General features: G+C 62.0%; 21 protein-coding genes. 10 read left to right on the plus strand and 11 right to left on the minus strand.

What is annotated here, in order from left to right:
* Positions 1–37: 37 nt before the first annotated feature.
* On the minus strand, positions 38–1,258 hold the full coding sequence (locus CWR53_RS04045) for an MFS transporter (RefSeq protein WP_058604862.1): 1,221 nt from the start codon (positions 1,256–1,258) through the stop codon (positions 38–40).
* Between the two features lie 355 nt (positions 1,259–1,613).
* On the opposite strand from CWR53_RS04045, the gene CWR53_RS04050 reads away from it, so the two are divergent.
* The 3 genes from CWR53_RS04050 to CWR53_RS04060 are packed head-to-tail and all read left to right on the plus strand — an operon-like array spanning position 1,614 to position 4,225.
* A complete protein-coding gene (locus CWR53_RS04050; protein WP_058604863.1) occupies positions 1,614–3,050 on the plus strand; it encodes a cytochrome ubiquinol oxidase subunit I in 1,437 nt (478 codons plus the stop codon).
* A gap of 3 nt (positions 3,051–3,053) precedes the next feature.
* Positions 3,054–4,061 (plus strand): cytochrome d ubiquinol oxidase subunit II, encoded by a 1,008-nt coding sequence (cydB, locus tag CWR53_RS04055; protein WP_058604864.1) that lies wholly within the window; start codon positions 3,054–3,056, stop codon positions 4,059–4,061.
* Between the two features lie 11 nt (positions 4,062–4,072).
* The gene (locus CWR53_RS04060; protein WP_100850882.1) at positions 4,073–4,225 is read left to right on the plus strand and encodes a DUF2474 domain-containing protein; all 153 of its coding nucleotides are present in this window, start codon (positions 4,073–4,075) and stop codon (positions 4,223–4,225) included.
* A gap of 76 nt (positions 4,226–4,301) precedes the next feature.
* Here the strand turns inward: CWR53_RS04060 and CWR53_RS04065 are convergent, their stop codons facing one another.
* Positions 4,302–5,426, minus strand: a complete 1,125-nt coding sequence (locus tag CWR53_RS04065; protein ID WP_100852583.1) for a methyltransferase — start codon at positions 5,424–5,426, stop codon at positions 4,302–4,304.
* Positions 5,427–5,522: 96 nt separating this feature from the next.
* A complete protein-coding gene (locus CWR53_RS04070) occupies positions 5,523–6,230 on the minus strand; it encodes an autoinducer binding domain-containing protein (RefSeq protein ID WP_058604866.1) in 708 nt (235 codons plus the stop codon).
* A gap of 205 nt (positions 6,231–6,435) precedes the next feature.
* On the opposite strand from CWR53_RS04070, the gene CWR53_RS04075 reads away from it, so the two are divergent.
* Entirely contained in the window at positions 6,436–7,212 is a 777-nt protein-coding gene (locus tag CWR53_RS04075) for a ferredoxin--NADP reductase (RefSeq protein WP_058604867.1), read from the plus strand.
* A 78-nt stretch (positions 7,213–7,290) separates the two neighbouring features.
* On the opposite strand, the gene mscL is transcribed toward CWR53_RS04075, so the two are convergent.
* Positions 7,291–7,701 carry a large-conductance mechanosensitive channel protein MscL gene (gene mscL, locus CWR53_RS04080; RefSeq protein WP_058604868.1) on the minus strand — a complete coding sequence of 137 codons (411 nt, stop codon included), beginning with the start codon at positions 7,699–7,701 and terminating at the stop codon, positions 7,291–7,293.
* A gap of 179 nt (positions 7,702–7,880) precedes the next feature.
* Between mscL and radA the strand changes: the two genes are divergently transcribed.
* Entirely contained in the window at positions 7,881–9,251 is a 1,371-nt protein-coding gene (gene radA / locus CWR53_RS04085) for a DNA repair protein RadA (RefSeq protein ID WP_023534442.1), read from the plus strand.
* Between the two features lie 62 nt (positions 9,252–9,313).
* On the opposite strand, the gene CWR53_RS04090 is transcribed toward radA, so the two are convergent.
* Positions 9,314–10,831: a nucleobase:cation symporter-2 family protein gene (locus CWR53_RS04090; protein WP_100850883.1), complete on the minus strand. Its 1,518-nt coding sequence runs from the start codon at positions 10,829–10,831 to the stop codon at positions 9,314–9,316.
* Between the two features lie 262 nt (positions 10,832–11,093).
* Positions 11,094–11,459, minus strand: a complete 366-nt coding sequence (locus CWR53_RS04095; RefSeq protein ID WP_058604870.1) for a PilZ domain-containing protein — start codon at positions 11,457–11,459, stop codon at positions 11,094–11,096.
* A gap of 391 nt (positions 11,460–11,850) precedes the next feature.
* On the opposite strand from CWR53_RS04095, the gene CWR53_RS04105 reads away from it, so the two are divergent.
* The 3 genes from CWR53_RS04105 to yjiA all read left to right on the plus strand — a co-directional run bounded on the left by CWR53_RS04105 (position 11,851) and on the right by yjiA (position 15,250).
* Positions 11,851–13,917 (plus strand): carbon starvation CstA family protein, encoded by a 2,067-nt coding sequence (locus CWR53_RS04105; protein ID WP_058604871.1) that lies wholly within the window; start codon positions 11,851–11,853, stop codon positions 13,915–13,917.
* A 13-nt stretch (positions 13,918–13,930) separates the two neighbouring features.
* Positions 13,931–14,128 carry a YbdD/YjiX family protein gene (locus tag CWR53_RS04110; protein ID WP_023534469.1) on the plus strand — a complete coding sequence of 66 codons (198 nt, stop codon included), beginning with the start codon at positions 13,931–13,933 and terminating at the stop codon, positions 14,126–14,128.
* 144 nt (positions 14,129–14,272) lie between these two features.
* Positions 14,273–15,250 (plus strand): GTPase, encoded by a 978-nt coding sequence (yjiA, locus tag CWR53_RS04115; protein ID WP_078479388.1) that lies wholly within the window; start codon positions 14,273–14,275, stop codon positions 15,248–15,250.
* Here yjiA and CWR53_RS04120 read toward each other — a convergent pair.
* Positions 15,210–16,694, minus strand: a complete 1,485-nt coding sequence (locus tag CWR53_RS04120; RefSeq protein ID WP_100850884.1) for a methylenetetrahydrofolate reductase C-terminal domain-containing protein — start codon at positions 16,692–16,694, stop codon at positions 15,210–15,212. The two genes, yjiA and CWR53_RS04120, sit on opposite strands and share 41 nt — an antisense overlap.
* A gap of 228 nt (positions 16,695–16,922) precedes the next feature.
* Between CWR53_RS04120 and CWR53_RS04125 the strand changes: the two genes are divergently transcribed.
* The gene (locus tag CWR53_RS04125; RefSeq protein WP_100850885.1) at positions 16,923–17,795 is read left to right on the plus strand and encodes a 5-methyltetrahydropteroyltriglutamate--homocysteine methyltransferase; all 873 of its coding nucleotides are present in this window, start codon (positions 16,923–16,925) and stop codon (positions 17,793–17,795) included.
* 66 nt (positions 17,796–17,861) lie between these two features.
* Here the strand turns inward: CWR53_RS04125 and CWR53_RS04130 are convergent, their stop codons facing one another.
* Positions 17,862–19,040 (minus strand): acetyl-CoA C-acetyltransferase, encoded by a 1,179-nt coding sequence (locus CWR53_RS04130; RefSeq protein WP_058604874.1) that lies wholly within the window; start codon positions 19,038–19,040, stop codon positions 17,862–17,864.
* Between the two features lie 286 nt (positions 19,041–19,326).
* On the opposite strand from CWR53_RS04130, the gene fabV reads away from it, so the two are divergent.
* Positions 19,327–20,538 carry an enoyl-ACP reductase FabV gene (gene fabV, locus CWR53_RS04135; RefSeq protein WP_058604875.1) on the plus strand — a complete coding sequence of 404 codons (1,212 nt, stop codon included), beginning with the start codon at positions 19,327–19,329 and terminating at the stop codon, positions 20,536–20,538.
* A gap of 103 nt (positions 20,539–20,641) precedes the next feature.
* Here fabV and CWR53_RS04140 read toward each other — a convergent pair whose 3' ends face one another.
* The 3 genes from CWR53_RS04140 to folM are packed head-to-tail and all read right to left on the minus strand — an operon-like array spanning position 20,642 to position 22,019.
* Positions 20,642–20,983, minus strand: coding sequence for a HopJ type III effector protein (locus CWR53_RS04140; protein WP_058604876.1), 342 nt, complete (start codon positions 20,981–20,983; stop codon positions 20,642–20,644).
* Complete coding sequence (locus CWR53_RS04145; protein ID WP_023534327.1) at positions 20,976–21,272, minus strand: DUF1244 domain-containing protein; 297 nt, start codon at positions 21,270–21,272, stop codon at positions 20,976–20,978. Before CWR53_RS04145 ends, CWR53_RS04140 begins: the two co-directional genes overlap by 8 nt.
* Before the next feature lie 9 nt (positions 21,273–21,281).
* Positions 21,282–22,019: a dihydromonapterin reductase gene (folM, locus tag CWR53_RS04150; protein ID WP_100850886.1), complete on the minus strand. Its 738-nt coding sequence runs from the start codon at positions 22,017–22,019 to the stop codon at positions 21,282–21,284.
* Positions 22,020–22,049 lie beyond the last annotated feature (30 nt).

A 22,049-nucleotide genomic window follows, 5' to 3' on the forward strand; every position in this document is an offset into this window, starting at 1 on the left:
CGGTGCGCCTGGCGTGCAGGACCGCTGGGGTGGATTTTCAGCCTTCGTGCAAACGGTCCCGGTTGGCCAAGGTAGGGAACAGTTTTATCCACACCCCCGTCACCACCAGGGTCCCCACCCCACCCATGACGACGGCCGGGACCGTACCAAACCAGTGCGCGGTGACCCCCGATTCGAATTCGCCGAGCTGATTGGAGGCACCGATGAACAGCCCGTTGACGGCGCTGACGCGCCCGCGCATTTCATCCGGGGTATGCAACTGCACGAAGGCGCCTCGAATGACCATGCTGATCATGTCGGCAGCGCCCAGCACCACCAGGACCGCCAGGGAAAACCAGAAGGACGTCGACAGGCCGAACGCAACAGTGGCCACGCCAAAGACGCCCACTGCCGTGAACATGGTTCGGCCCACCTTGCGCTCGAAGGGAAAGCGCGCCAACCACACCGACATGAGCAACGCGCCCACCGCGGGCGCCGAACGCAGCAGCCCAAGGCCCAGCGGGCCTGTCAGCAGGATGTCCTTGGCAAATACCGGCAGCAGCGCCGTGGCCCCGCCCAGTAGCACGGCGAACAAGTCCAGCGAGATGGCGCCCAGGATATCCGGTCGGCTGCGAATGAAACGAATGCCGGCCAGCAGCGACTCGACGGTGGCACGGCCGCGTTGAACGACCTGTCCTCGCGCGTGCAGGCTCAGGGTCAGCCCACAGGCTATTGCATACAGCACCACGGTCGGGCCGTAGACCCAGCCGCTGCCGAAGGCATACAGGAACCCACCCACGGCGGGGGCCACGATGGTGGCCGACTGAGTCGCAGAGGCCGAAGCGGCGACCGCCCGTGGAAACAGGCCCGCGGGCACGACGTTGGGCAACAGCGCCTGGGTCGCCGGCATCTCGAACGAACGGGTGGCGCCGAGCAGAAACGCCAGCACGAAAATCAACTCGCGGCTGACCTGGTCCGTGGCGCTGCCCAGCGCCAGGGCCAGTGCGATCAGCCCTTGCAGGCATTGGCACAGGGCGGCGACCTTGCGCCGGTCATAGCGGTCGGCAACATGGCCGGTATGCAGCATGAACAGCACACGGGGTGCAAATTCCACCAGCCCCACAAGCCCCAAGTCCAGCACGTTGCCGGTCAGCTGATACAGGTGCCAGCCAATCGCCACGGTCAACATCTGGAATCCGCTGGCGGTGAAGACCCGTGCCAGCCAGAACGCCAGAAAAGGGCGATGGTGACGCAACAGCAGCGGTTCAGTCTCGGACATCGGACACCTGTGACCTCGATGCAAAGGAAGCTCCGCAGCCTATCATCTGTATGTAACAAATAGTTGCTGTTTACCGTGTTCGACACAGTTTCCGTGCCGCTGAACAGGGGGTGGGGCAACCAGTCACGCGGCAAACAACCACACCTCGCACCGGCCTGTTCGGGGCTATGCTTGACTCATATCGTTGACCTGGATCAATCGTTACGTTTGCAACGATCCCCGACGATTTCGGCCTTTGGCCGCAATCCCTGCACATCGAACAGAACAATTCCAACACGCCGTACTCGACTATGTGGGGGCAGTGGGCGAAAGGGCCGAGTGCCCGACCGCCGGATTATCTGATGAGGTAGCACCTATGTTCGGTCTGGAGGCACTGGATCTTGCCCGGATCCAGTTCGCGTTTACCGTATCCTTCCATATCCTGTTTCCTGCCATCACCATCGGCCTGGCCAGTTACCTGGCGGTGCTCGAAGGGCTGTGGCTGAAGACAGACAGGCAGGTCTATCGAGACCTGTACCACTTCTGGTCGAAAATCTTCGCAGTTAACTTCGGCATGGGCGTGGTCTCGGGCCTGGTCATGGCCTATCAGTTCGGCACCAACTGGAGCCGTTTCTCCGAGTTTGCAGGTTCGGTCACCGGGCCCTTGTTGACCTACGAAGTGCTGACCGCCTTCTTCCTCGAAGCAGGTTTCCTGGGAGTGATGCTCTTTGGCTGGAACCGCGTGGGCCGTGGCCTGCATTTCTTCGCTACCTGCATGGTGGCGCTCGGAACGCTGGTTTCCACGTTCTGGATCCTGGCCTCGAACAGCTGGATGCATACCCCGCAAGGTCACGAAATCATCGATGGTCGCGTGATCCCGGTCGACTGGTTCGCTGTCATTTTCAACCCTTCGTTCCCGTTCCGCCTGATGCACATGGCCACGGCGGCGTTCGTCGCCACCGCCTTCTTCGTGGGCGCGTCGGCCGCCTGGCACCTGCTGCGGGGGCGCGACAACCCTTCAGTGCGTAAGATGCTCTCCATGGCCATGTGGATGGCGTTGATCGTCGCGCCGATCCAGGCAGTGATCGGCGACTTCCACGGCCTCAATACCCTCAAGCATCAACCGGCGAAGATCGCCGCTATCGAGGGGCATTGGGAGAACCGTCCCGGCGAGCCTACTCCATTGATCCTCTTCGGCATCCCGGACATGCAAGCTGAAACGACACGGTTCAAGATCGAGATCCCGGTGCTCGGTAGCCTCATCCTCACCCACAGCCTGGACAAGCAGGTGCCGGCCTTGAAGGAGTTCCCGCCTGAAGACCGGCCCAACTCCACCATCATCTTCTGGTCCTTCCGCATCATGGTGGCGCTGGGCATGTTGATGATCGCCGCTGGCGTGTGGAGCCTTGTATTGCGCAAGGGCGGCAAGCTGTACACCTCGCGGCCGTTCCTGCACTTCGTGACCTGGATGGGGCCTTCCGGGTTGCTGGCAATCCTCGCCGGCTGGTTCACCACCGAAATCGGCCGCCAGCCCTGGGTGGTCTACGGGCTGATGCGCACAGCCGACGGCGTTTCCAACCACAGCTATGCCCAACTGGGGTTCACCCTGGTGGCGTTCGTGGTGGTGTACTTCGCCCTGTTCGGCACCGGGTTCGCCTACATGATGCGCCTAGTGCGCAAGGGCCCGCATACCGGCGAAGGCGATCAGCAGCGTCCGGGCGGTCCTGGCCGCAAACGCACGCCGGCGCGGCCATTGTCCGCCGCCGACGAAGGCAGCGATGCCACCACTGCAGACCTGAGCAAGGGGAACTGAGCCATGGGTATCGATCTTCCACTGATCTGGGCCGTCATCATCATCTTCGGCGTCATGATGTACGTGGTGATGGACGGTTTCGACCTGGGCATCGGCATGCTCTTCCCCTTCGTCAAACAAGAGCGTGACCGGGACGTGATGATGAACACGGTCGCACCGGTCTGGGATGGCAACGAGACCTGGCTCGTGCTGGGTGGCGCGGGGCTGTTCGGCGCGTTCCCGATGGCTTACGCGGTCGTGCTCGAAGCGCTCTATCTGCCGCTGATCCTGATGCTGATTGGCCTGATCTTCCGTGGCGTGGCCTTCGAATTTCGCTTCAAGGCCACCGATGCTGGCCGCCATCTGTGGGACAAGGCGTTCATCTGGGGTTCTCTGGTGGCGACGTTCTTCCAGGGCGTAGCGCTGGGCGCTTTCATCGAAGGTTTCAAGGTGGTGGACCGCCATTACGCCGGTGGCTCGCTGGACTGGCTGACACCCTTCAGCATGTTCTGCGGCCTGGGGCTGATTGTGGCCTACGCGCTGCTGGGGTGTACCTGGCTGATCATGAAGACCGAAGGGCCGCTTCAGGAGCAGATGCACAAGCTGGGGCGGCCCCTGGCACTCGTGTTGCTGGCCGTAATGGGTGTCGTCAGCCTGTGGACGCCAATCGCCTATCCGCAGATTGCCGACCGCTGGTTCAGCATGCCCAACCTTGTGTGGTTCATGCCGGTGCCGATCCTGGTGCTGTTGACCTTCTACAACCTGTTCAAGGCAGTAGCCCGCAGCGCGAACTACACACCATTCCTGCTGACGCTGGGGCTGATTTTCTTGGGTTACAGCGGCTTGGGCATCAGCCTGTGGCCCAATATCATCCCGCCGTCGATCTCGATCTGGGAGGCTGCCGCGCCGCCGCAAAGCCAGGGCTTCATGTTGGTGGGAACGCTGTTCATTCTCCCGCTGATCCTGGGTTACACCTTCTGGAGCTACTACGTGTTCCGCGGCAAGGTCACCCATGACCAGGGCTATCACTAGGAGGCTGTACCATGACCCGTGATCAGGACGTGGCAGGCAAGAAACCGTTGTGGCAGCGCCTGGGCTGGCTGGTGCTGATCTGGGCGTTGAGTGTGGCCGCGCTGGGTGTGGCGGCTTGGTTGATGCGCCTGTTCATGAGCGCAGCCGGCTTGACCGCCCACTGAACCCCGGCATCAGCCGGTAGTACGCCGAACGCGCCTGCTCACCCAGGCGCCGTACGGTGCTCCACCCAGTCGACAGTTACTTGCGCGCCTTGAGCACCACGAACTTGGGCGTTGCCGCCACCTGCTCCACGCCCCGGAACAGGCGGGCAAGCTTGCTGTGATAGCCAAGGTGGCGGTTACCCACGATGTACAAGGCGCCGCCGACCACCAGCGCCTCGCGGGCCTGCTGGAACATGCGCCAGGCCAGCACGTCACCCACCACCTGCTGCTGGTGGAAGGGTGGATTGCACAGCACCACATCCAAGGACTGTTTTTCGATGCCGGCCAGGCCGTCTGCTGCCAGGAATTCGGCTGGCCGATCACCCAGCGCAAGCTGCCAGTTTTCCCGTGCCGATTGCACGGCCATGTACGACTCGTCCACCAGGGTGTACTGGGCGTCTGGATTTTTCAGGGCGCTGGCGATGGCCAGCACGCCATTGCCGCAACCCAGGTCCGCGACCCGGGCGTTGCCCAGGTTATCCGGCAGATGCGGAAGAAATGCCCGTGTGCCAATGTCCAGGCCTTCACGACAGAAGACATTGGCATGGTTGAGCAGCTCCAGCGCTGGCGATTCGAGGCGATAGCGGCTGGGGTAGGGCGATGTGAAGGCAGGGCGCGCATCCACCGTGGCGCTCAGCAGACGGGCTTTTTTACGTGCCAGCGAGGCTTGCACAGGGCCGACATACTTTTCCAGCAAGTCGCCGGCAGCACGGGGAAGGTGCTTGATCATGGCCCCGGCAATCACCTGCGCCTGCGGCGCCAGGTGCCCTTGCAGCCGAATGAGTTGCTCTTCGAGCAAGGCAAGCGTCTTGGGCACCCTGACCACTACCCGATCGAAGGGGCCTTGCCAGGGGTGACAGGCAGGCACGAACGAAACGCTGTCTGCAGGCAGGCCGTTACGTGCCAGGTTCTTGGCCAGCGCGAGTTGAGCAAGGTAGGAGTCGCCGCTGCTGGTCACCTGCAGGTGCCTGGCAAGGCTTGCCGCCAGCGCCCCGAAACTGTCGTTGAGCACTAGCACACGGCTGCCGGCTGGCAACGCCTGGGCATGCAATTGTTCGAGCAGGTACTCATCGGCGGCGTCAAAGGCCTGCAAGAGATCGTTGGCCTGGTCCGGCTGGCGGATCAGATCGAGTTCGGCGAAGGGCGTGGTCAACAGGGGCATGGCAATCTGGCTCGGGTACAAAGCTGCCCGCAACCGTTCGCTGCAGGCCTGGTCGAGCGATTCTACAGGGCTTTGGCAGGACTCGCAGGCCCGGCATCAGATCCAGCCGCGCAACGCGGCGATGGCGACAGCGCCCGCTTTGTTGGCGGCGTTGGTCTTGGTAATCACGCTGCGAATGTGAAAGTTCACCGTACTCTGCGACAGTGACAGGATGCAGGCGACATCAGCAGCAGTCTTGCCTGCCGCCGACCACTTCAGCACTTCCAACTCGCGTTCGCTCATTTTGGGCTGGGAGGGGCACAGTGCATCGAGATGATGCGCGCTCAGCACCGCATGTACGGTATGGCACAACCACTGGATGGCCCCGGCTTTTTCGAACAGCTCGGCGGTCTCGACGGTGCGCAGCGGCCTGGACACGCTCATCTGGCTTTCGTTGTGCTGCAGATCATGCAAGGACTGGGTCCAGCCATGACGCAGGCCATGCTCGCAGGCTGCCTCGCGAAAATGCGGTGCCTCGCGGTAGAGCTCATCGCTCCATACCACAGGATTGGTCGAGCTGTGGCTGAGCGCGGCCGCTGCGTCCTGCTTGTAGAATTCTTCGCGCTGGTAGCGCTCGATCCATGCCCTGGGGTAATTGCTGTACAAGTAATGCCGTGGTGTCTGGGTAGCAATCTGGATGCGCAGCTTAAGTCCCACATACTCGAAACCCAGGTCCTGCACCAGATGCACCGCGATGTCGAACAGCTTCCGAGGATTACGCTCACTCACCAGGGCGTGTAGGTGCTCGGGGTTCCAGTGAAACATGTGAGTCTCCAAGGGCGACGCGGCCCAGTCCGTATGGGTTCGAAGGCAGTGTAGATAGATTCAAATAGGTGTGTCCGTCTTTTTCGCTATAACTGTGCTGCAATTCTGCATGTCTTTGTACAACTTTCGAAGCCGTAAAAACCCAGTGGTTTTTATCGCGGGCGCTTTGCGCGACACTGTAGGGACTCAAGACATGGAGCCCGACATGACCGCCAGCGACGAAAAATTCACCCGCCAGACCTTGCTCGAGGTTCAGCCGCTCACGCCGAACCTCTTCAGCCTGCGGGTTACCCGTGATGCGGGTTTTCGCTTTCGCTCCGGTCAGTTCGCTCGCCTGGGCGTGACCAAGGCTGACGGCAGTGTGGTCTGGCGCGCGTATTCCATGGTCAGTGCACCCCACGACGAATACCTGGATTTCTTTTCAATCGTAGTGCCGGGCGGTGAGTTCACCAGTGAGCTTAGCCGACTGGGCGAGGGCGATACGCTATTGGTGGAGCGGCAAGCCTTTGGCTTTCTAACCCTCGACCGTTTTGTCGACGGACGCGACCTGTGGTTGCTGGCCACGGGTACAGGCATCGCGCCGTTCATGTCGATTTTGCAGGACTTCGAAGCCTGGGAACGCTTCGACAACATCAAGCTGGTGTATTCGGTGCGTGAGGCCAAGGAGTTGGCCTATCTGGACGAGATCGCTGGCTTGGAGCAGCGTGAGTACCTGGCCGAGCATGCCGGCAAGTTGCAGTTCATCCCGGTCGTGACACGTGAGCGGCATCCAGGCGCCCTGAATCAGCGCATCACCACCTTGATCGAAAGCGGCGAGCTGGAAAGGGCGGCAGGGCTTGAGCTGTCACCGGAGCATTCGCGAATCATGCTGTGCGGCAACCCTGAAATGATCGATGAAACGCGCAAGGTGCTCAAGGCCCGTGATCTGCAATTGAGCCTTAGCAAACGGCCGGGCCAGGTGGCCGTCGAGACGTACTGGTAGCCGGCGTGCCGCTACAGGCTACAGGGGCGCAGCGGTGCATGGAGCTTTGCCGCTTCCTGCAGCCTGTAACGGTGCACTTCAGGGCCGGTTCTGAGCCTTGAGCAGGTCGCGAATCTCGGTAAGCAGGGTCTGCTCGGGGGACGGCGCGGGCGGTACGCTTGGCGCCACGGCCTCTTCGCGCTTGAGCCGGTTGATGGCCTTGACGCCCATGAAGATCGCAAAAGCGATGATCACGAAATCGATCACAGTCTGGATGAACTTGCCATAGGCCAGCACCACGGCCGGGATGTCGCCTTGCGCTGCCTTCAAGGTGATGGCCAGGTCGCTGAAGTCAACGCCGCCGATCAGCAGGCCCAACGGTGGCATGACCACGTCGCCGACGAAGGACGAGACGATCTTGCCGAAGGCCGCGCCGATGATGATACCTACCGCCATGTCGACGACATTGCCTTTGACCGCGAAGGCCTTGAACTCACTGATCATGCCCATGTTTCGATTCCTTTGTAACAAATGGAGAGGTAAACGCAGTGTAAGCCACTTAAACGCTTCATGCGCTGCATTCAGGGGTAGTGACTTCCGTCGCACCGAATAGTTTTGTCGCATGCCAAGGCGTCCGGGACACGGTCAGCCTCGGGTATCATGCAGGTTTTGCCCGGAGGCACCCACCCATGGCCAAGGCCAAGCGCTTGTATGGCTGCACCGAGTGCGGCGCGACTTTTCCGAAATGGGCTGGCCAGTGTGGCGAGTGTGGCGCCTGGAACACGCTGGTCGAAACCATGATCGAAAGCGGCGGCGCCGCAGCACCCAGCACGGGCCGCGCCGGCTGGACGGGGCAACAGGCGCAGATCAAGACCCTGGCTGAGGTCAGCGTCGAGGAGATCCCGCGCTTCACCACCAGCAGCACCGAGCTTGACCGTGTGCTGGGCGGTGGCCTGGTCGATGGCTCCGTGGTGTTGATCGGTGGCGACCCTGGGATCGGCAAATCGACGATCCTGCTGCAGACCCTGTGCAACATCGCCGTCGGCATGCCGGCGCTGTACGTCACCGGCGAGGAATCCCAGCAGCAGGTGGCCATGCGCTCCAGGCGTCTGGGCCTTCCCCAGGACCAGCTCAAGGTCATGACCGAAACCTGCATCGAGACCATCATCGCCACCGCCCGTCAGGAAAAGCCACGGGTGATGGTGATCGACTCCATCCAGACCATCTTCACCGAACAGTTGCAGTCCGCCCCCGGCGGGGTGGCGCAGGTGCGTGAAAGTACGGCGCTGCTGGTGCGTTATGCCAAGCAAAGTGGCACGGCAATCTTCCTGGTGGGTCACGTGACCAAGGAAGGCTCGCTGGCAGGCCCGCGGGTACTGGAGCACATGGTCGATACCGTGCTGTATTTCGAGGGCGAATCCGACGGTCGCCTGCGGCTTTTGCGCGCGGTGAAGAACCGCTTCGGCGCGGTCAATGAGCTGGGCGTGTTCGGCATGACCGACCGAGGTTTGAAAGAAGTCTCCAACCCCTCGGCGATCTTTCTCAATCGCACCCAGGAAGAAGTCCCTGGCAGCGTCGTGATGGCCACCTGGGAAGGAACCCGGCCGATGCTGGTCGAGGTCCAGGCACTGGTCGATGACAGCCACCTGGCCAACCCGCGCCGCGTCACCCTGGGCCTGGATCAGAACCGCCTGGCGATGCTGCTGGCCGTATTGCACCGGCACGGGGGCATCCCGACCCACGATCAGGATGTGTTCCTGAACGTGGTGGGCGGTGTGAAAGTGCTGGAAACGGCTTCGGACCTGGCGTTGCTCGCCGCCGTCATGTCCAGCCTGCGCAATCGGCCGCTGGCCCATGGCCTGCTGGTGTTCGGGGAAATCGGCCTGTCTGGTGAGGTGCGGCCTGTGCCCAGTGGCCAGGAGCGGCTAAAGGAAGCTGCCAAGCACGGCTTCAAGCGCGCCATCGTGCCCAAGGGCAATGCACCCAAGGAGGCGCCTGCAGGGTTGCAGGTGATCGCCGTGACGCGCCTTGAGCAGGCGCTGGACGCCTTGTTCGAATAATCCACAGGCGAAAAAAAGGGCCGACGATGCGCATCGGCCCTGTACAACTCCCACGTGATGGGTCAGTGCTCGGCGACTGCCGCGCGCTTGACCGGCTCACTGCCGTGCTCGTCCTGGCCCTTCATCGGTACCTCATGCCCTTCGGCATCGAATAGCCTGCCATCCTTGAAATAGTCACCGTCGCGCAGTGCGGAGATGTCCGAGTAGCGGATGGTGCGTTCGTAGCCGGCAGCGAACACCGACTGCTGGTCCGAGTTGCCCGCCGTGAAATGGTTGAAGATCAGGTTCAGCACAATGGCCATGATCGCCGCCGAGCTGATGCCTGAGTGGAAGATGGTTTCGAACCAGTTGGGGAACTGGTGGTAGAAGGCCGGTGCGGCGATCGGGATCATGCCAAAGCCCAGGGACGCGGCGACGATGATCAGGTTGACGTTGTTCTGGTAGCTGACCTTGGACAAGGTGCGGATGCCGCTGGCTGCCACCGTGCCGAACAACACGATGCCCGCGCCGCCCAGCACGGGGGTAGGCACCGCGGCGATGATGCGCCCCATGATCGGTAGCAGGCCCAATACCACCAGGATCACACCGCCGGTGGCCACCACGTAGCGGCTGCGCACGCCAGTCACGGCGACCAGGCCCACGTTCTGGGCGAATGCACTTTGCGTGAACGAGCCAAACACCGGTGCGAGGATGCTTGAGGCCATGTCGGCACGCAGGCCATTGCCCAAGCGTTTGGAGTCGACCTTGGTACCGATGATCTCACCCACGGCCAGGATGTCGGCCGAGGTTTCCACCAGCGTCACCATGATGACGATGCACATCGACAGGATGGCCGCGATGTGGAACTCCGGCATGCCGAAGTGGAAGGGCGTCGGGAAGGCGAAAACAGGGCCTTCGGTAACCTTGCTGAAGTCGGTCATGCCCAGTGCCCAGGCGATGAGCGTACCGACCACCATCGCCAGCAGGATGGATAACCGGGATATCGTCGCGCTGCCCAGTTTGCTCAACAGCAGCACGATGGCGAAAGTGAGGGCGGCCAGACCGATGTTGGCCATGCTGCCGAAGTCGGGTGAGGCGCTGTTGCCACCCATCACCCAGCGCGCGGCCACCGGCATCAGCGTCAGGCCGATGGTGGTGATCACGATGCCGGTGACCAGCGGTGGGAAGAACTTGGTGATGCGTGAGAATACCGGGGTGATCAGCAGCCCTATCAGCGAGGCGGCCATCACCGCGCCCAGCACCCCCGGCAGCCCGCCCCCACTCTCACTGCTGAGGATGGCACCCATGGTGGCGACCCCTGCGAAGGACACCCCTTGCACCAAAGGTAGTTGGCAGCCGAAGAATGGCAGACCCAGGGTCTGTAGCAAAGTCGCCAAGCCACCTGCAAACAGCGAAGCGGCGATGAGCATGCCGATTTCTGCGCCATTGAGGCCTGCGGCCTGCCCCAGGATCAAGGGTACGGCAACGATCCCCCCATACATGGTCAACACGTGCTGCAGGCCGTAGGCCAGGTTGGCACCCAGGCCAAGGTTTTCGTCCTCTGGCCGCTGGGCGGGAGACGTGCTTGTGGACGTAGTCATGGCGCAAGCTCTCTGTTTATTGTTGTGGAGCTACTGTAGTCAGTTATTGCCTACAGGTACTACACAAATTGTATACAATATTTTGATCCAAGCGCCGTCACGGGCAGCCTTGGGGCGTATGCGACCTTGTTGCAGGAGGCATACCAACCCAAAGCGCTTGTAAAAATAGGGTGTATACAACGGTGCCTGAGGCAGGCAGGAAGCTGTCTAGATGGACAAGAAAGGGGTACAGGCCAAGCAGTTAGCCAGCTAATAGATCCTGTTATTCGATCAATTCACGCAGCTCACGCATCATTTCGGTGCTGTCGGCAATGTTCAGTTCCACAAGACGGTGCAGGTGGCTCATGGAGTCGATGTCGATGTACAGGCAAACGAAGCCCAGCCGCGTGGGTTCTTCATGGCGCAGTTCGACTTGCATCTTCACCCAGGTATCGGCGTCAAGTTGGATGACCGCTTCGTAGTTCTGGGTAGGGTCCGGGGTCCAGTCGCTCGGGCGCTCAATCAGCAGGCCTTTGAGGGATAGATCGATGAGCCTGGCAGGCCAGCGCTGCTCGCCTTGGCGAAGTTCGGCAGGTGCGTCGAAATCGATACGTTGGAAGCGGCGGCGTTCGGAAGGTGGCAGGGTCATGGCAAGTCCTCATCTGATGCTCAGACTATAGACCAGCCATATGTCCGTCATTGTTTGCCACCCAAGGCTATTTGAAGAAGTCCAGGCCCACTGCCTGATGAGAAGCTTTATCGGTTCAGGCAATTTTCCAGAGGCCAAGTAGTACATGGTAGCCTTCGCGCTCCGGCAGTTGCAGGTTATGAACCATAGAATTACCACGCCACATCTCTGCCAGGAGCGCCAGTTGCCAAACCCAGCTGTAGGTTGAAGGGGCGCTGGCAACCGAGGATGAGCCCCGCACTAGAGCGGGTTCTGGCCTGTGGCATCTGGCGTAAATGGAGATGGTAAAGCCGGCAGGCAGGCCCTAGACTCAAAGGGCCATCCATTCCAACCTCTCAGCTGGAAGCCAACTATGAACAATAACAACAGCCTGCTACGCCACCTCCCGTGGCTGGTGCTGGCAGTCCTGGGAGCCTGCGCGCTGGGTGTCGTCGCCCTGCGCCGTGGCGAAGCGATCAATGCCTTGTGGATCGTGGTCGCGGCAGTGGCCATTTATCTGGTCGCCTACCGCTATTACAGTCTGTTCATCGCCACCAAAGTGATGCAACTCGATCCACGCCGCGCCACCCCTGCGGTGCTCAACAATGACGGTCTGGACTATGTTCCAACCAACAAGCACATCCTCTTCGGCCACCACTTCGCGGCCATCGCTGGCGCAGGCCCCTTGGTCGGCCCGGTACTGGCGGCGCAGATGGGCTATCTGCCCGGCACCCTGTGGCTGATTGCCGGTGTGGTACTGGCCGGTGCCGTCCAGGACTTCATGGTCCTGTTCTTGTCCACACGCCGCAACGGCCGCTCGCTGGGCGACATGGTGCGCGAAGAGATGGGCCGCATTCCGGGCACCATCGCCCTGTTCGGCTGTTTCCTGATCATGATCATCATCCTCGCGGTGCTGGCGCTGATCGTGGTCAAGGCCCTGGCCGAGAGCCCCTGGGGCATGTTCACGGTGATGGCGACCATCCCGATCGCCATGTTCATGGGCGTCTACATGCGCTACATCCGCCCTGGCCGCATTGGTGAGATTTCCCTCATCGGCGTGGTGCTGCTGCTGGCTTCCATCTGGCTGGGCGGCCAGATTGCCGCGGATCCGGTTTGGGGCCCAGCCTTCACCTTCACCGGTGTTCAAATCACTTGGATGCTGGTGGGCTACGGCTTCGTCGCAGCCGTGCTGCCGGTCTGGCTGGTGTTGGCCCCGCGTGACTACCTGTCCACCTTCCTCAAGATCGGCACCATCGTGGGCCTTGCCATCGGCATCCTGATCATCGCCCCTGAGCTCAAGATGCCAGCGCTGACCCAGTTCACCGATGGCACCGGCCCGGTCTGGAAGGGCACGCTGTTCCCGTTCCTGTTCATCACCATCGCCTGTGGCGCGGTCTCAGGGTTCCATGCCCTGATCTCGTCAGGCACCACGCCCAAGCTGCTGGACAACGAAACCAACGCCCGCTACATCGGCTACGGCGGCATGCTGATGGAATCGTTCGTGGCGATCATGGCCATGGTCGCGGCCTCGGTGATCGAGCCGGGCGTGTATTTCGCCATGAACAGCCCGGCTGCCGTGGTCGGTGCAGACACGGTTTCGGTGGCGCAGACGGTCAGCAGCTGGGGCTTCTTGATCACGCCCGAGCAGCTTGAGGCGGTTGCCCGTGACATCGGCGAGCACACCATTCTGGCCCGCGCCGGCGGTGCGCCGACATTGGCCGTGGGTATCGCGCAGATTCTTCACCAAGTGCTGCCTGGCGAGAACACCATGGCGTTCTGGTATCACTTCGCCATTTTGTTCGAGGCCTTGTTCATCCTCACCGCCGTGGACGCCGGTACCCGTGCCGGGCGCTTCATGCTGCAAGACTTGCTCGGCAGCTTCGTGCCGGCGCTCAAGCGCACCGAATCGTGGGGCGCGAACCTGCTGGCCACCGCAGGTTGCGTGGCCATGTGGGGCTACTTGCTCTACCAAGGTGTGATCGACCCGCTCGGGGGTATCAACACGCTGTGGCCGCTGTTCGGCATCTCCAACCAGATGCTGGCCGGTATTGCGTTGATGCTGGGCACCGTGGTGCTGATCAAGATGAAGCGCCAGCGCTACATCTGGGTCACGCTGCTGCCAGCCACCTGGTTGCTGATCTGCACCACGGCGGCCGGCCTGATCAAGCTGTTCGATCCCAACCCGGCCGTGGGCTTCCTGGCCTTGGCCAAGAAATACAGCACCGCACTGGACGCTGGGCAGGTGCTGGCACCGGCCAAGGACATCGGGCAGATGCAGCACGTGATCTACAACGCCTACACCAACGCCGGGCTGACCATCCTGTTCCTGCTGGTGGTATTCAGCATTCTGTTCTTCGCGATCAAGGTGGGTTACGCCGCCTGGGGTCGTAAGGAGCGGACCGACAAGGAAACCCCGTTCCAGGCTCTGCCTGACGCTTGAGAGGACTGCTGCGATGTTCAATGACCTGGGTCGGCTGGGCAAATACCTGGGGCAGGCTGCACGCCTGATGGTGGGCATGCCTGACTACGACAATTACGTCGAACACATGAACAAGACGCATCCGGACAAACCGGTCATGACGTACGAAGCGTTTTTCCGAGAGCGCCAGGAAGCGCGTTATGGTGGCAAGTCCGGGCCAAAGTGCTGTTAAGCCCAAAGCGGTAAGCTGTACCGGCCCCATCGTCGGCAGCCTGTGGTCATCGACAAGCCCGCTCCCCTTGGGGGCAGGCGCTGGCGATGAGCGCAGGCCTGTCGCGGTGGGGCCTGTGTTTTTTCCGAACAGGAGATGTTCTGCGTGCAGACCCCGATTCCCGTAACCGTACTGACCGGCTTTCTCGGTGCCGGCAAGACCACGCTGCTCAAGCACATGCTCAAGGCCGAGCACGGCCTGCGGCTGGCCGTGATCGAAAACGAGTTCAGCGAAGCAGGCATCGACAGCCAGTTGCTCGGCGACGAGCCGGTGCAGGTCATGACCCTGGCCAACGGCTGTGTGTGCTGCAGCATCCATGGCGACCTTACCCGTGCGCTGTTCCTGCTGCTGGAGCGGCTCGATGCTGGCGAAATTGCCTTTGATCGGCTGGTGATCGAGTGCACAGGGCTGGCCGACCCCGCGCCTGTGGCTCAAACGTTCTTCATCGACGAAGAGCTGCGCGAGCGGTACATCCTGGACGGCATCATCACCCTGGTCGACGCCGCTCACGCCGACGTCCACCTGACCCAGACCATCGCCCAGGCCCAGGTGGGCTTTGCCGATCGCCTGCTGCTGAGCAAGACCGACCTGGTGGAACCGGCCACCGTGCAAGCCTTGCGCGAGCGCCTGGCCCGCATCAATGGGCGGGCCGCCATGCATGTGGTCGAACAAGGCCGCATCGACTTGGGTGCACTGCTCGATGTACGCGGCTTCAACCTCAACCCGGACCTGGGCGCCAACCTCAAACCCACCCTGCGTCCAGTACTCAAACCCGCCACCCCGGACCGTATCGCCACCTTGGTGTTGCGCACCGACAAGGCGCTGGACATCGACCGCCTCAGCGACTTCATGAATGGCCTGTTGGAAACCCATGGCACGCAACTGTTGCGTTACAAGGGCGTGCTCAATATCGCGGGCGAGGACCGCAAGCTGGTGTTTCAGGGCGTGCTCAAGCTCTACGGGTTCGACTGGGACGCTGAATGGGCTGAGGCCGAACCGCGCGAGAGCGTCATGGTGTTCATTGCCGATGATCTTCCCGAAGCTACGATTCGCGCCGGCTTCGAGGCGCTGACGGCCGAGTGACGGGCTGAGCCTTTCCACCGAACCAACCCGGCCAGGAGCTTCGATGGCGGGTGTGCTGCTCCACGCAAGGGATCAAGCGCTGGGCCAGCACATCGGTTTGTCGCACCGCCTTGGCCGTGCGGTACTTGGCACTGTGGATGCACTCACGATCGCCAAACTCGCACCGGTTCAAGGTGGTACCGCCGCAGGGGCCGTTCGCCAGGCCCTTGGGGCAGGTCTCGGGGCAGGTGTACAAGGTGTCTTCCAGGCGGCAACGACCGCAGGTGTCGCAGCCAAGCAGTGGTCGCTTCACGGCCCGCTCCACGCTGTGCAGCACCTGGGCGCCCAGGCCTGTCGTCCACATCGGCTGGCGAACCGCCCACCCGAACAACTGACTCACCGGGTTGCGACGGCTGAATAACAGGCCATGCATGCCATGCATGGCGTGGTAGCGGGCTTTCTGGGCAAACGAAGCCACGACACGCGACTCTCCCTCGCGCCATGCCGCCTGCGGTGGGTGAAACGTCACTGCCGGTAGGCCAGGCATTTGCCAGCTAGCCTGCCAGGCAGGCGCCCATTGCTCCAGCGTGGCCACTTGCGTCTGCCAGTGCGCAAGGCGTGCCTCCAAGGCAAGCAGCTGGCTGGGCTCATGGATGCCCGACAGATGCACGCCGGCGTAGCCCATCAGCTTAACCCCAATGACCTGCAGGGCCAGGCGGTCGATGCTGCGAGCCTGGGCAAAGGCCTTGGATTGCGCCGCCTCGGCTTCCAGCATTTGCCGCATCGACGGGGTGACGGTCACACCTGCGACATGATCGAGCATGCCCGCACGGCCTTGGGTAAGGCTCATGAGACAAGCCAGCATGGGTTTAGGCGCGCGTTGGCGGCGCATCCAGTGCATGGCCTCCTGGTGCTTGGCGGCATCGAAACCTAGCTGCAGGATGAAAAAGTCGGCACCGGCTGTCAGTTTCTTTTCAGCCTTCAGGTACTGAGCGGCGCCTTCTTCTTCACGGTATTTGAACGGGTTGAGCGCTGCGCCCAGCCACCAGTGCGGATAGGTTTGCCGGGCGATCTGCAATGCTGCCACCGATTCCAGGTAGCGCACCGGTCGCTTGCCTGGGGTATGGCCTGGCAGGCGGTCCCCTGTCAGCATCAGCAACTGGTGCTGGCCCGCAGCATCCATGCGCCGCATCTGGGCGAGCAGGTGATGGCGCTCCCGGTCCTTGCCGGAAAAGTGGGGCAGGGCTGGTACCGGATGCTCGAAACAGGCCAAGGCATCCAGGGGTGACATGTCCAGCGGGCTGCTCACCCGGTCGCCAATGGCGAGTGTCATCGGCCAGCCACACAGCTGCCTGCGGGCCATTATGGCGTCCATCGCCGCAAAACGCTCTGCTGACGGCTTGGGAACGAACTCCATGACGCAAGCGAATTGCTGTTGTTGCAGGGCAGTTTTGAGCACGCTCATGACGGAACACCGAGTGTGGGCAGGCTGGCATTGTGCGCCAGCCCCGTGAATGGGTCATGCCCGGTTGCGCAGCGCATTGATCTGATCAAGACACGGCTAGGCGTCGCGGGTGCGCCAGCACGAGTAACATGAGGGAAACTTGAGTTGATCTCAAATTTATTGAGTTTGTTTCAAACGCTCATCGATCTGAAAATGCCCCCATCATTTCTGCACACTGGGGACATACACATGGCACTGGCGCATAACCTGGGCTTTCCACGCACTGGCAACGACCATGCGCTTCGCGCACGTCATTGGCAGATGCAGAAAGACGCCGGTATCGAGCTGTTGCCTGTGGGCGATGTGGACTGGCAGGGCGGGGCAATGCGCGATCCACATGCACCTGTGACGCGGCATTTCACCCAGCTTGCCGACCAGCTGCTACAGGAAGTGGCCCAGGCCAGCGCGCTGGGCCACACCGTCAAACCTGTTCTCGTCGGCCCCCTGACCTATTTGTGGCAAAGCGCGGCGCAAGACGGGCACAGCCTGGCGCTGGAATCTGTCGACGAACTGCTTCCGCACTATGACGCCGTTCTCAACCGCCTGGCCGAACAAGGCGTGCAGTGGGTGCAGATCGATGAGCCGATCCTTGCCCAGGCGCTGCCGCAGGACTGGAAGAACGCCTACGAGCGGGTTTACAACATCCTGCAGCGCGCCCCGTTGAAAAAGCTGATCGCGACGTGGGCCGGTGGCTTGCAGGGCAACCTTGGCCTGGCCGCGCACCTGCCGGTGGACGGCTTGCACATCGACCTGGTGAGCGACCCTGAGCAGCTGACGAGCACCCTGGACCGCCTGCCTGCCTACAAAGTGCTGTCGTTGGGCCTGGTCGACGCAGAAAACGATGCCCAGCATGCCCTGGACAGCAAGTGGCACTGGCTGTGTGAAGCCAATGAGCGTCTGGGGGAGCGACTGTGGATCGGTACGGCGTGCTCACTGCTGCACAGCCCGCTGGGCGTCGCCGTGCAGGCCTGTGAGGAAGTGGTCCGGCTGGTCAAGGCGCTCAATGATCCGATCAAGGCCACGCCACCCGCGTTCCACGCCCTGCAGGTAGCCAACGCCTGATTGTGCATGGCAGATGCCGCCGCTAAAGCGTGCACGGCGGCGTCCAAGTGCCCATGGCTCGGTTGATCAGCGCTCGATCGCCAGGGCCACGCCTTGCCCACCCCCGATACACAGCGTTGCCAGACCTTTCTTGGCATCGCGCTTGATCATCTCGTGCAGCAGGGTGACCAGCACGCGGCACCCGGATGCACCGATGGGATGACCCAACGCAATCGCCCCACCGTTCACGTTGACCCGCGAAGCATCCCACGCCAGCGCCTTGCCAACGGCCAGCGCCTGGGCCGCGAACGCCTCGTTGGCTTCGATCAGGTCCAGGTCGGCCAGTTGCCAGCCTGCTTTGCCCAGGCAGCGTTCAGTCGCCGAGACAGGGGCGATCCCCATCACGGCGGGGTCGACCCCAGCGCTGGCATAGGCCGCGATCCTGGCCAGCACGGGCAAGCCCAATGCCTGGGCCTTTGCAGCGTTCATCAGCAGCACTGCCGCAGCCCCATCATTGAGGCTGGAGGCATTGCCTGCCGTCACGCTGCCGTCCTTCTTGAAGGCGGGGCGCAGTTTGGCAAGGGATTGGGCCGTGGTGTCCGAACGTGGCTGTTCGTCCTGGGCGAAGACCTTGGGCTCGCCTTTTTTCTGTGGCAGCACGATCGGGGTGATTTCGGCCTCGAAGCGGCCAGCGGCGATGGCTGCCACCGCCTTGCGCTGCGACTCGGCCGCGAAAGCGTCCTGCTGTTCACGGCTCAGCGCGTACTCCTGCACCAGATTTTCAGCCGTGATGCCCATGTGGTAGTCGTTGAACGCGTCCCATAGGCCGTCGCTGATCATGCTGTCGATCAGCTGGCCATGGCCCATGCGCTGGCCGGTGCGGGCAGAAGGCATTACATAAGGGGCAAGACTCATGTTTTCCTGACCGCCGGCGATCACCACCTCAGCGTCGCCGCAGCGAATGGCCTGGGCGCCCAGGTGCAGTGCCTTGAGACCGGAGCCGCAGACCTTGTTCAGGGTCAGGGCAGGCACGCTGAACGGCAGGCCGGCCTTGATCGCTGCCTGACGTGCAGGGTTTTGCCCGGCGCCGGCCGTAAGCACCTGGCCCATGATCACCTCGTCGACCTGAGCCGGCTCCAGCCCCGTCTGCTCCAATAGACGCTTGATCACGGCTGCCCCCAGGTCGACGGCCGGGACGCCCGCCAGTGCGCCCTGGAAGCTACCGATGGCGGTGCGGGTCGCGGCGACGATCACCACTTCGTTCATGTTGTTGTTCTCCGTCTGAAGGTGAGGGCAACCAGCATCGGCGCATTTTGCTCATTTGTTAAGTTTGTTTTTATTGCTCATTGATAGGAAAACCGAATCAATACCTCGGCGCGGCAAGGGTGCGTCCGGGCCGCGTGCCGTGTCGCCAACCGGCCACCGATTTTGCATCGCTGCGCTCAACCCTTAAGATGTGTCGCCTAACCTGCGGGGTGAGTCTTACCCCTCAGTCCACTCTGAAAGCGCCCTGTGTGGCGTTTTCGTGCATAAACCAGACGAGGTACAGACATTGGCCATCATTCATCCTAAGGTCCGCGGTTTCATCTGCACCACGACTCACCCCAAGGGCTGCGAGCTCAACGTCCGTGACCAGATCGAAGCCACCCGCAAACTGGGCGTGCGCGAGGATGGTCCGAAGAAGGTGTTGGTCATCGGTGCTTCCAGTGGCTACGGCCTGGCCGCGCGCATCACTGCGGCCTTCGGTTTCAAGGCCGACACCCTGGGCGTGTTCTTCGAGAAGCCAGGCACCGAAACCAAGGCTGGCACTGCTGGCTGGTACAACGCGGCGGCGTTCGACAAGTTCGCCAAGGCCGAGGGCCTGTACAGCAAGTCGATCAACGGTGACGCTTTCTCCGACGAAGCGCGGGCCAAGGTCATCGAGCTGATCAAGAACGACATGGGTGGCAAGGTCGACCTGGTCATCTATTCGCTGGCCTCGCCGGTGCGCAAGCTGCCACAGACGGGCGAACTGGTGCGCTCGGCGCTCAAGCCCATCGGCCAGCCGTACAAGTCGACGGCCATCGACACCAACAAGGACGCCATTATCGAGGCCAGCATCGAGCCGGCCACCGAGCAGGAAATCGCCGACACCGTGACCGTCATGGGTGGCCAGGACTGGCAGCTGTGGATCGACGCCCTGGCCGGTGCCGATGTGCTGGCCGAAGGCGCTCGCACCGTCGCCTTCAGCTACATCGGCACCGAAATCACCTGGCCCATCTACTGGCACGGCGCCCTGGGCAAGGCCAAGCAGGACCTGGACGACACGGCCCTGCGCCTGGACCAGAAGCTGGCAGCTGAGGTCAAGGGCGGCGCCAATGTGGCCGTGCTCAAGTCGGTGGTGACCCAGGCCAGCTCGGCCATCCCGGTCATGCCGCTGTACCTGTCGATGGTGTTCAAGATCATGCAGGAGAAGGGTGTCCACGAAGGTACCCAGGATCAGCTCGATCGCATGTTCCGTGACCGTATGTATCGCACCGACGGCGCCCCGGCGCAGGTCGACGAGAAAGGCCGCCTGCGTCTGGACGACTGGGAACTGCGCGATGATGTGCAAGATGCCTGCAAGGCCATGTGGCCACAGGTGACCACCGAGAACCTGTTCGAGCTGACCGACTATGCCGGTTACAAGAAGCAGTTCCTGAACCTGTTCGGCTTCGAGCGCACGGACGTCGACTACGACGAAGATGTGGCGACCGATGTGCAGTTCGATTGCGTGCAGCTGTAATTCAAGCGCTCTGAAATCAGGTTACTGGGGCTGCCAAGCAGCCCCCTTCTTCATCCTGCCGTGCTCGACTCCAGGGCGCAGTCCGCTAGATGGACAACCCCCATCAAGCCTTGCGCGACAGTGGCAATGCCTCGAACTTGACGCCTGCCAGGCCGTACGCGATCAGCGCACGGATATTCCCATGGTCGTGGCCCTCGGGTGTGGCCTGCACATCTCGATAATGCTCGCCAAAGGCCAGCAGCGCCTCACGATCAGTCAATCCCTCGAGCAACGCCAGGCCCAAGGTTTTGCATGAACCTTCGTTCTGCCCAGCTGCGTTTTCGACGTCACCGTTGCTGAAGGCCTGGGGTTGATAGGCATAGTGCTCGGCAATAAATGCCAGGGTATCGGCGAACACATGTTCACCGCTGGCCAGGCTGGCACGCAGGGTAGTCAGATCAGTCACGGGGTTTTCCTTGTTCGAATGCGGCCTGCTGCTGGGGGCTGGCCTCTTTTTGGTACTGGGCCTTCCACTCGCCATAAGGCATGCCGTAGACGGCTTCACGGGCGTCATCCAGGCTCAGGTCCAGCTGGCGCTCATCGGCGGCCGCCTTGTACCACTTGGACAGGCAGTTGCGACAGAACCCGGACAGGTTCATCAGGTCGATGTTCTGCACGTCGGTGCGTGAGCGCAGGTGTTCCACGAGCCGGCGGAAAGCGGCGGCTTCCAGTTCGAGCTGTTGCTGTGGGGTCATGGGCTTCTCTCAAATGATGCGGTTTTTCAGGTGGCGGCCACCATTGATGACCACCTGGCTGCCGGTGCTGTATTGGCTGGCAAGCAGGTACTTGACCGTCTCGATCAGCGGCCCGGCGCCCGGTTCGAATTCCAGCAGTGCCTTCTTCAGCGTCTGCTGGCGATAGGCTTCGTCGCCGCCCTCCTTGAGGATCAGCAGCCCAGGCAGAATACCGTTGACGTGTACCGTGGGTGCGTACTTTTCGGCGAACGACAACACCATGTTCTGCAACGCGGCCTTGGTGGCGGCGTAGCCGATGTGGCTCTTGCTGCCGCGTGAGGACGTTTCGTCGCAGACGTGGATGATGTCGGCCTTGTCGACCTTGGCCAAGAGCTCGCCCAGGGCCAGGTTGAGATGATAGGGCGCTTCGACATGAAGGCGGAACATGGTGTCGAGGTTGGTCAGGTCATCGTCGAGCCACAGCGAAGCGTTGTGGATGACGGCGCGCAGGCCATCGTAATGGCTGTAGAGGTAGTCGATCAGTGCCTGGCGATCGGCCGCCTGGCACAAGTCTGCCGTGAACGGAATGATATTGGGGTGTGGCGATTGAGGCTGGACGCTGCGGCTGGCACTGACCACCGTATGGCCGGCCTGGGCCAGTTCCATGGCCAGGGCCAGCCCGACGCGTTGGCTGGCTCCGGTTATCAGGATAGGGCTATTCATGTTCGGGGCGGTCAACTGTATCTGTCGAGGGTTGCCGCCCAGCATACCCCAACTGCCCAGCGCGTGCGTGGCCTG

It is taken from the genome of Pseudomonas sp. SGAir0191, from assembly GCF_002812565.2.
GTDB lineage: Bacteria > Pseudomonadota > Gammaproteobacteria > Pseudomonadales > Pseudomonadaceae > Aquipseudomonas > Aquipseudomonas parafulva_B.

What these genes read in the sequence shown, in the direction of transcription:
- CWR53_RS04105 (WP_058604871.1), top strand. Translation starts at nt 11,851, where the DNA reads ATGAACAATAACAACAGCCTGCTACGCCACCTCCCGTGGCTGGTGCTG.
- CWR53_RS04045 (WP_058604862.1), bottom strand. Translation starts at nt 1,258, where the DNA reads ATGTCCGAGACTGAACCGCTGCTGTTGCGTCACCATCGCCCTTTTCTG.
- CWR53_RS04095 (WP_058604870.1), bottom strand. Translation starts at nt 11,459, where the DNA reads ATGACCCTGCCACCTTCCGAACGCCGCCGCTTCCAACGTATCGATTTC.
- CWR53_RS04050 (WP_058604863.1), top strand. Translation starts at nt 1,614, where the DNA reads ATGTTCGGTCTGGAGGCACTGGATCTTGCCCGGATCCAGTTCGCGTTT.
- CWR53_RS04090 (WP_100850883.1), bottom strand. Translation starts at nt 10,831, where the DNA reads ATGACTACGTCCACAAGCACGTCTCCCGCCCAGCGGCCAGAGGACGAA.
- folM (WP_100850886.1), bottom strand. Translation starts at nt 22,019, where the DNA reads ATGCTGGGCGGCAACCCTCGACAGATACAGTTGACCGCCCCGAACATG.
- CWR53_RS04125 (WP_100850885.1), top strand. Translation starts at nt 16,923, where the DNA reads ATGGCACTGGCGCATAACCTGGGCTTTCCACGCACTGGCAACGACCAT.
- CWR53_RS04130 (WP_058604874.1), bottom strand. Translation starts at nt 19,040, where the DNA reads ATGAACGAAGTGGTGATCGTCGCCGCGACCCGCACCGCCATCGGTAGC.
- CWR53_RS04075 (WP_058604867.1), top strand. Translation starts at nt 6,436, where the DNA reads ATGACCGCCAGCGACGAAAAATTCACCCGCCAGACCTTGCTCGAGGTT.
- mscL (WP_058604868.1), bottom strand. Translation starts at nt 7,701, where the DNA reads ATGGGCATGATCAGTGAGTTCAAGGCCTTCGCGGTCAAAGGCAATGTC.
- CWR53_RS04145 (WP_023534327.1), bottom strand. Translation starts at nt 21,272, where the DNA reads ATGACCCCACAGCAACAGCTCGAACTGGAAGCCGCCGCTTTCCGCCGG.
- cydB (WP_058604864.1), top strand. Translation starts at nt 3,054, where the DNA reads ATGGGTATCGATCTTCCACTGATCTGGGCCGTCATCATCATCTTCGGC.
- CWR53_RS04070 (WP_058604866.1), bottom strand. Translation starts at nt 6,230, where the DNA reads ATGTTTCACTGGAACCCCGAGCACCTACACGCCCTGGTGAGTGAGCGT.
- CWR53_RS04065 (WP_100852583.1), bottom strand. Translation starts at nt 5,426, where the DNA reads ATGCCCCTGTTGACCACGCCCTTCGCCGAACTCGATCTGATCCGCCAG.
- radA (WP_023534442.1), top strand. Translation starts at nt 7,881, where the DNA reads ATGGCCAAGGCCAAGCGCTTGTATGGCTGCACCGAGTGCGGCGCGACT.
- CWR53_RS04060 (WP_100850882.1), top strand. Translation starts at nt 4,073, where the DNA reads ATGACCCGTGATCAGGACGTGGCAGGCAAGAAACCGTTGTGGCAGCGC.
- CWR53_RS04120 (WP_100850884.1), bottom strand. Translation starts at nt 16,694, where the DNA reads ATGAGCGTGCTCAAAACTGCCCTGCAACAACAGCAATTCGCTTGCGTC.
- CWR53_RS04110 (WP_023534469.1), top strand. Translation starts at nt 13,931, where the DNA reads ATGTTCAATGACCTGGGTCGGCTGGGCAAATACCTGGGGCAGGCTGCA.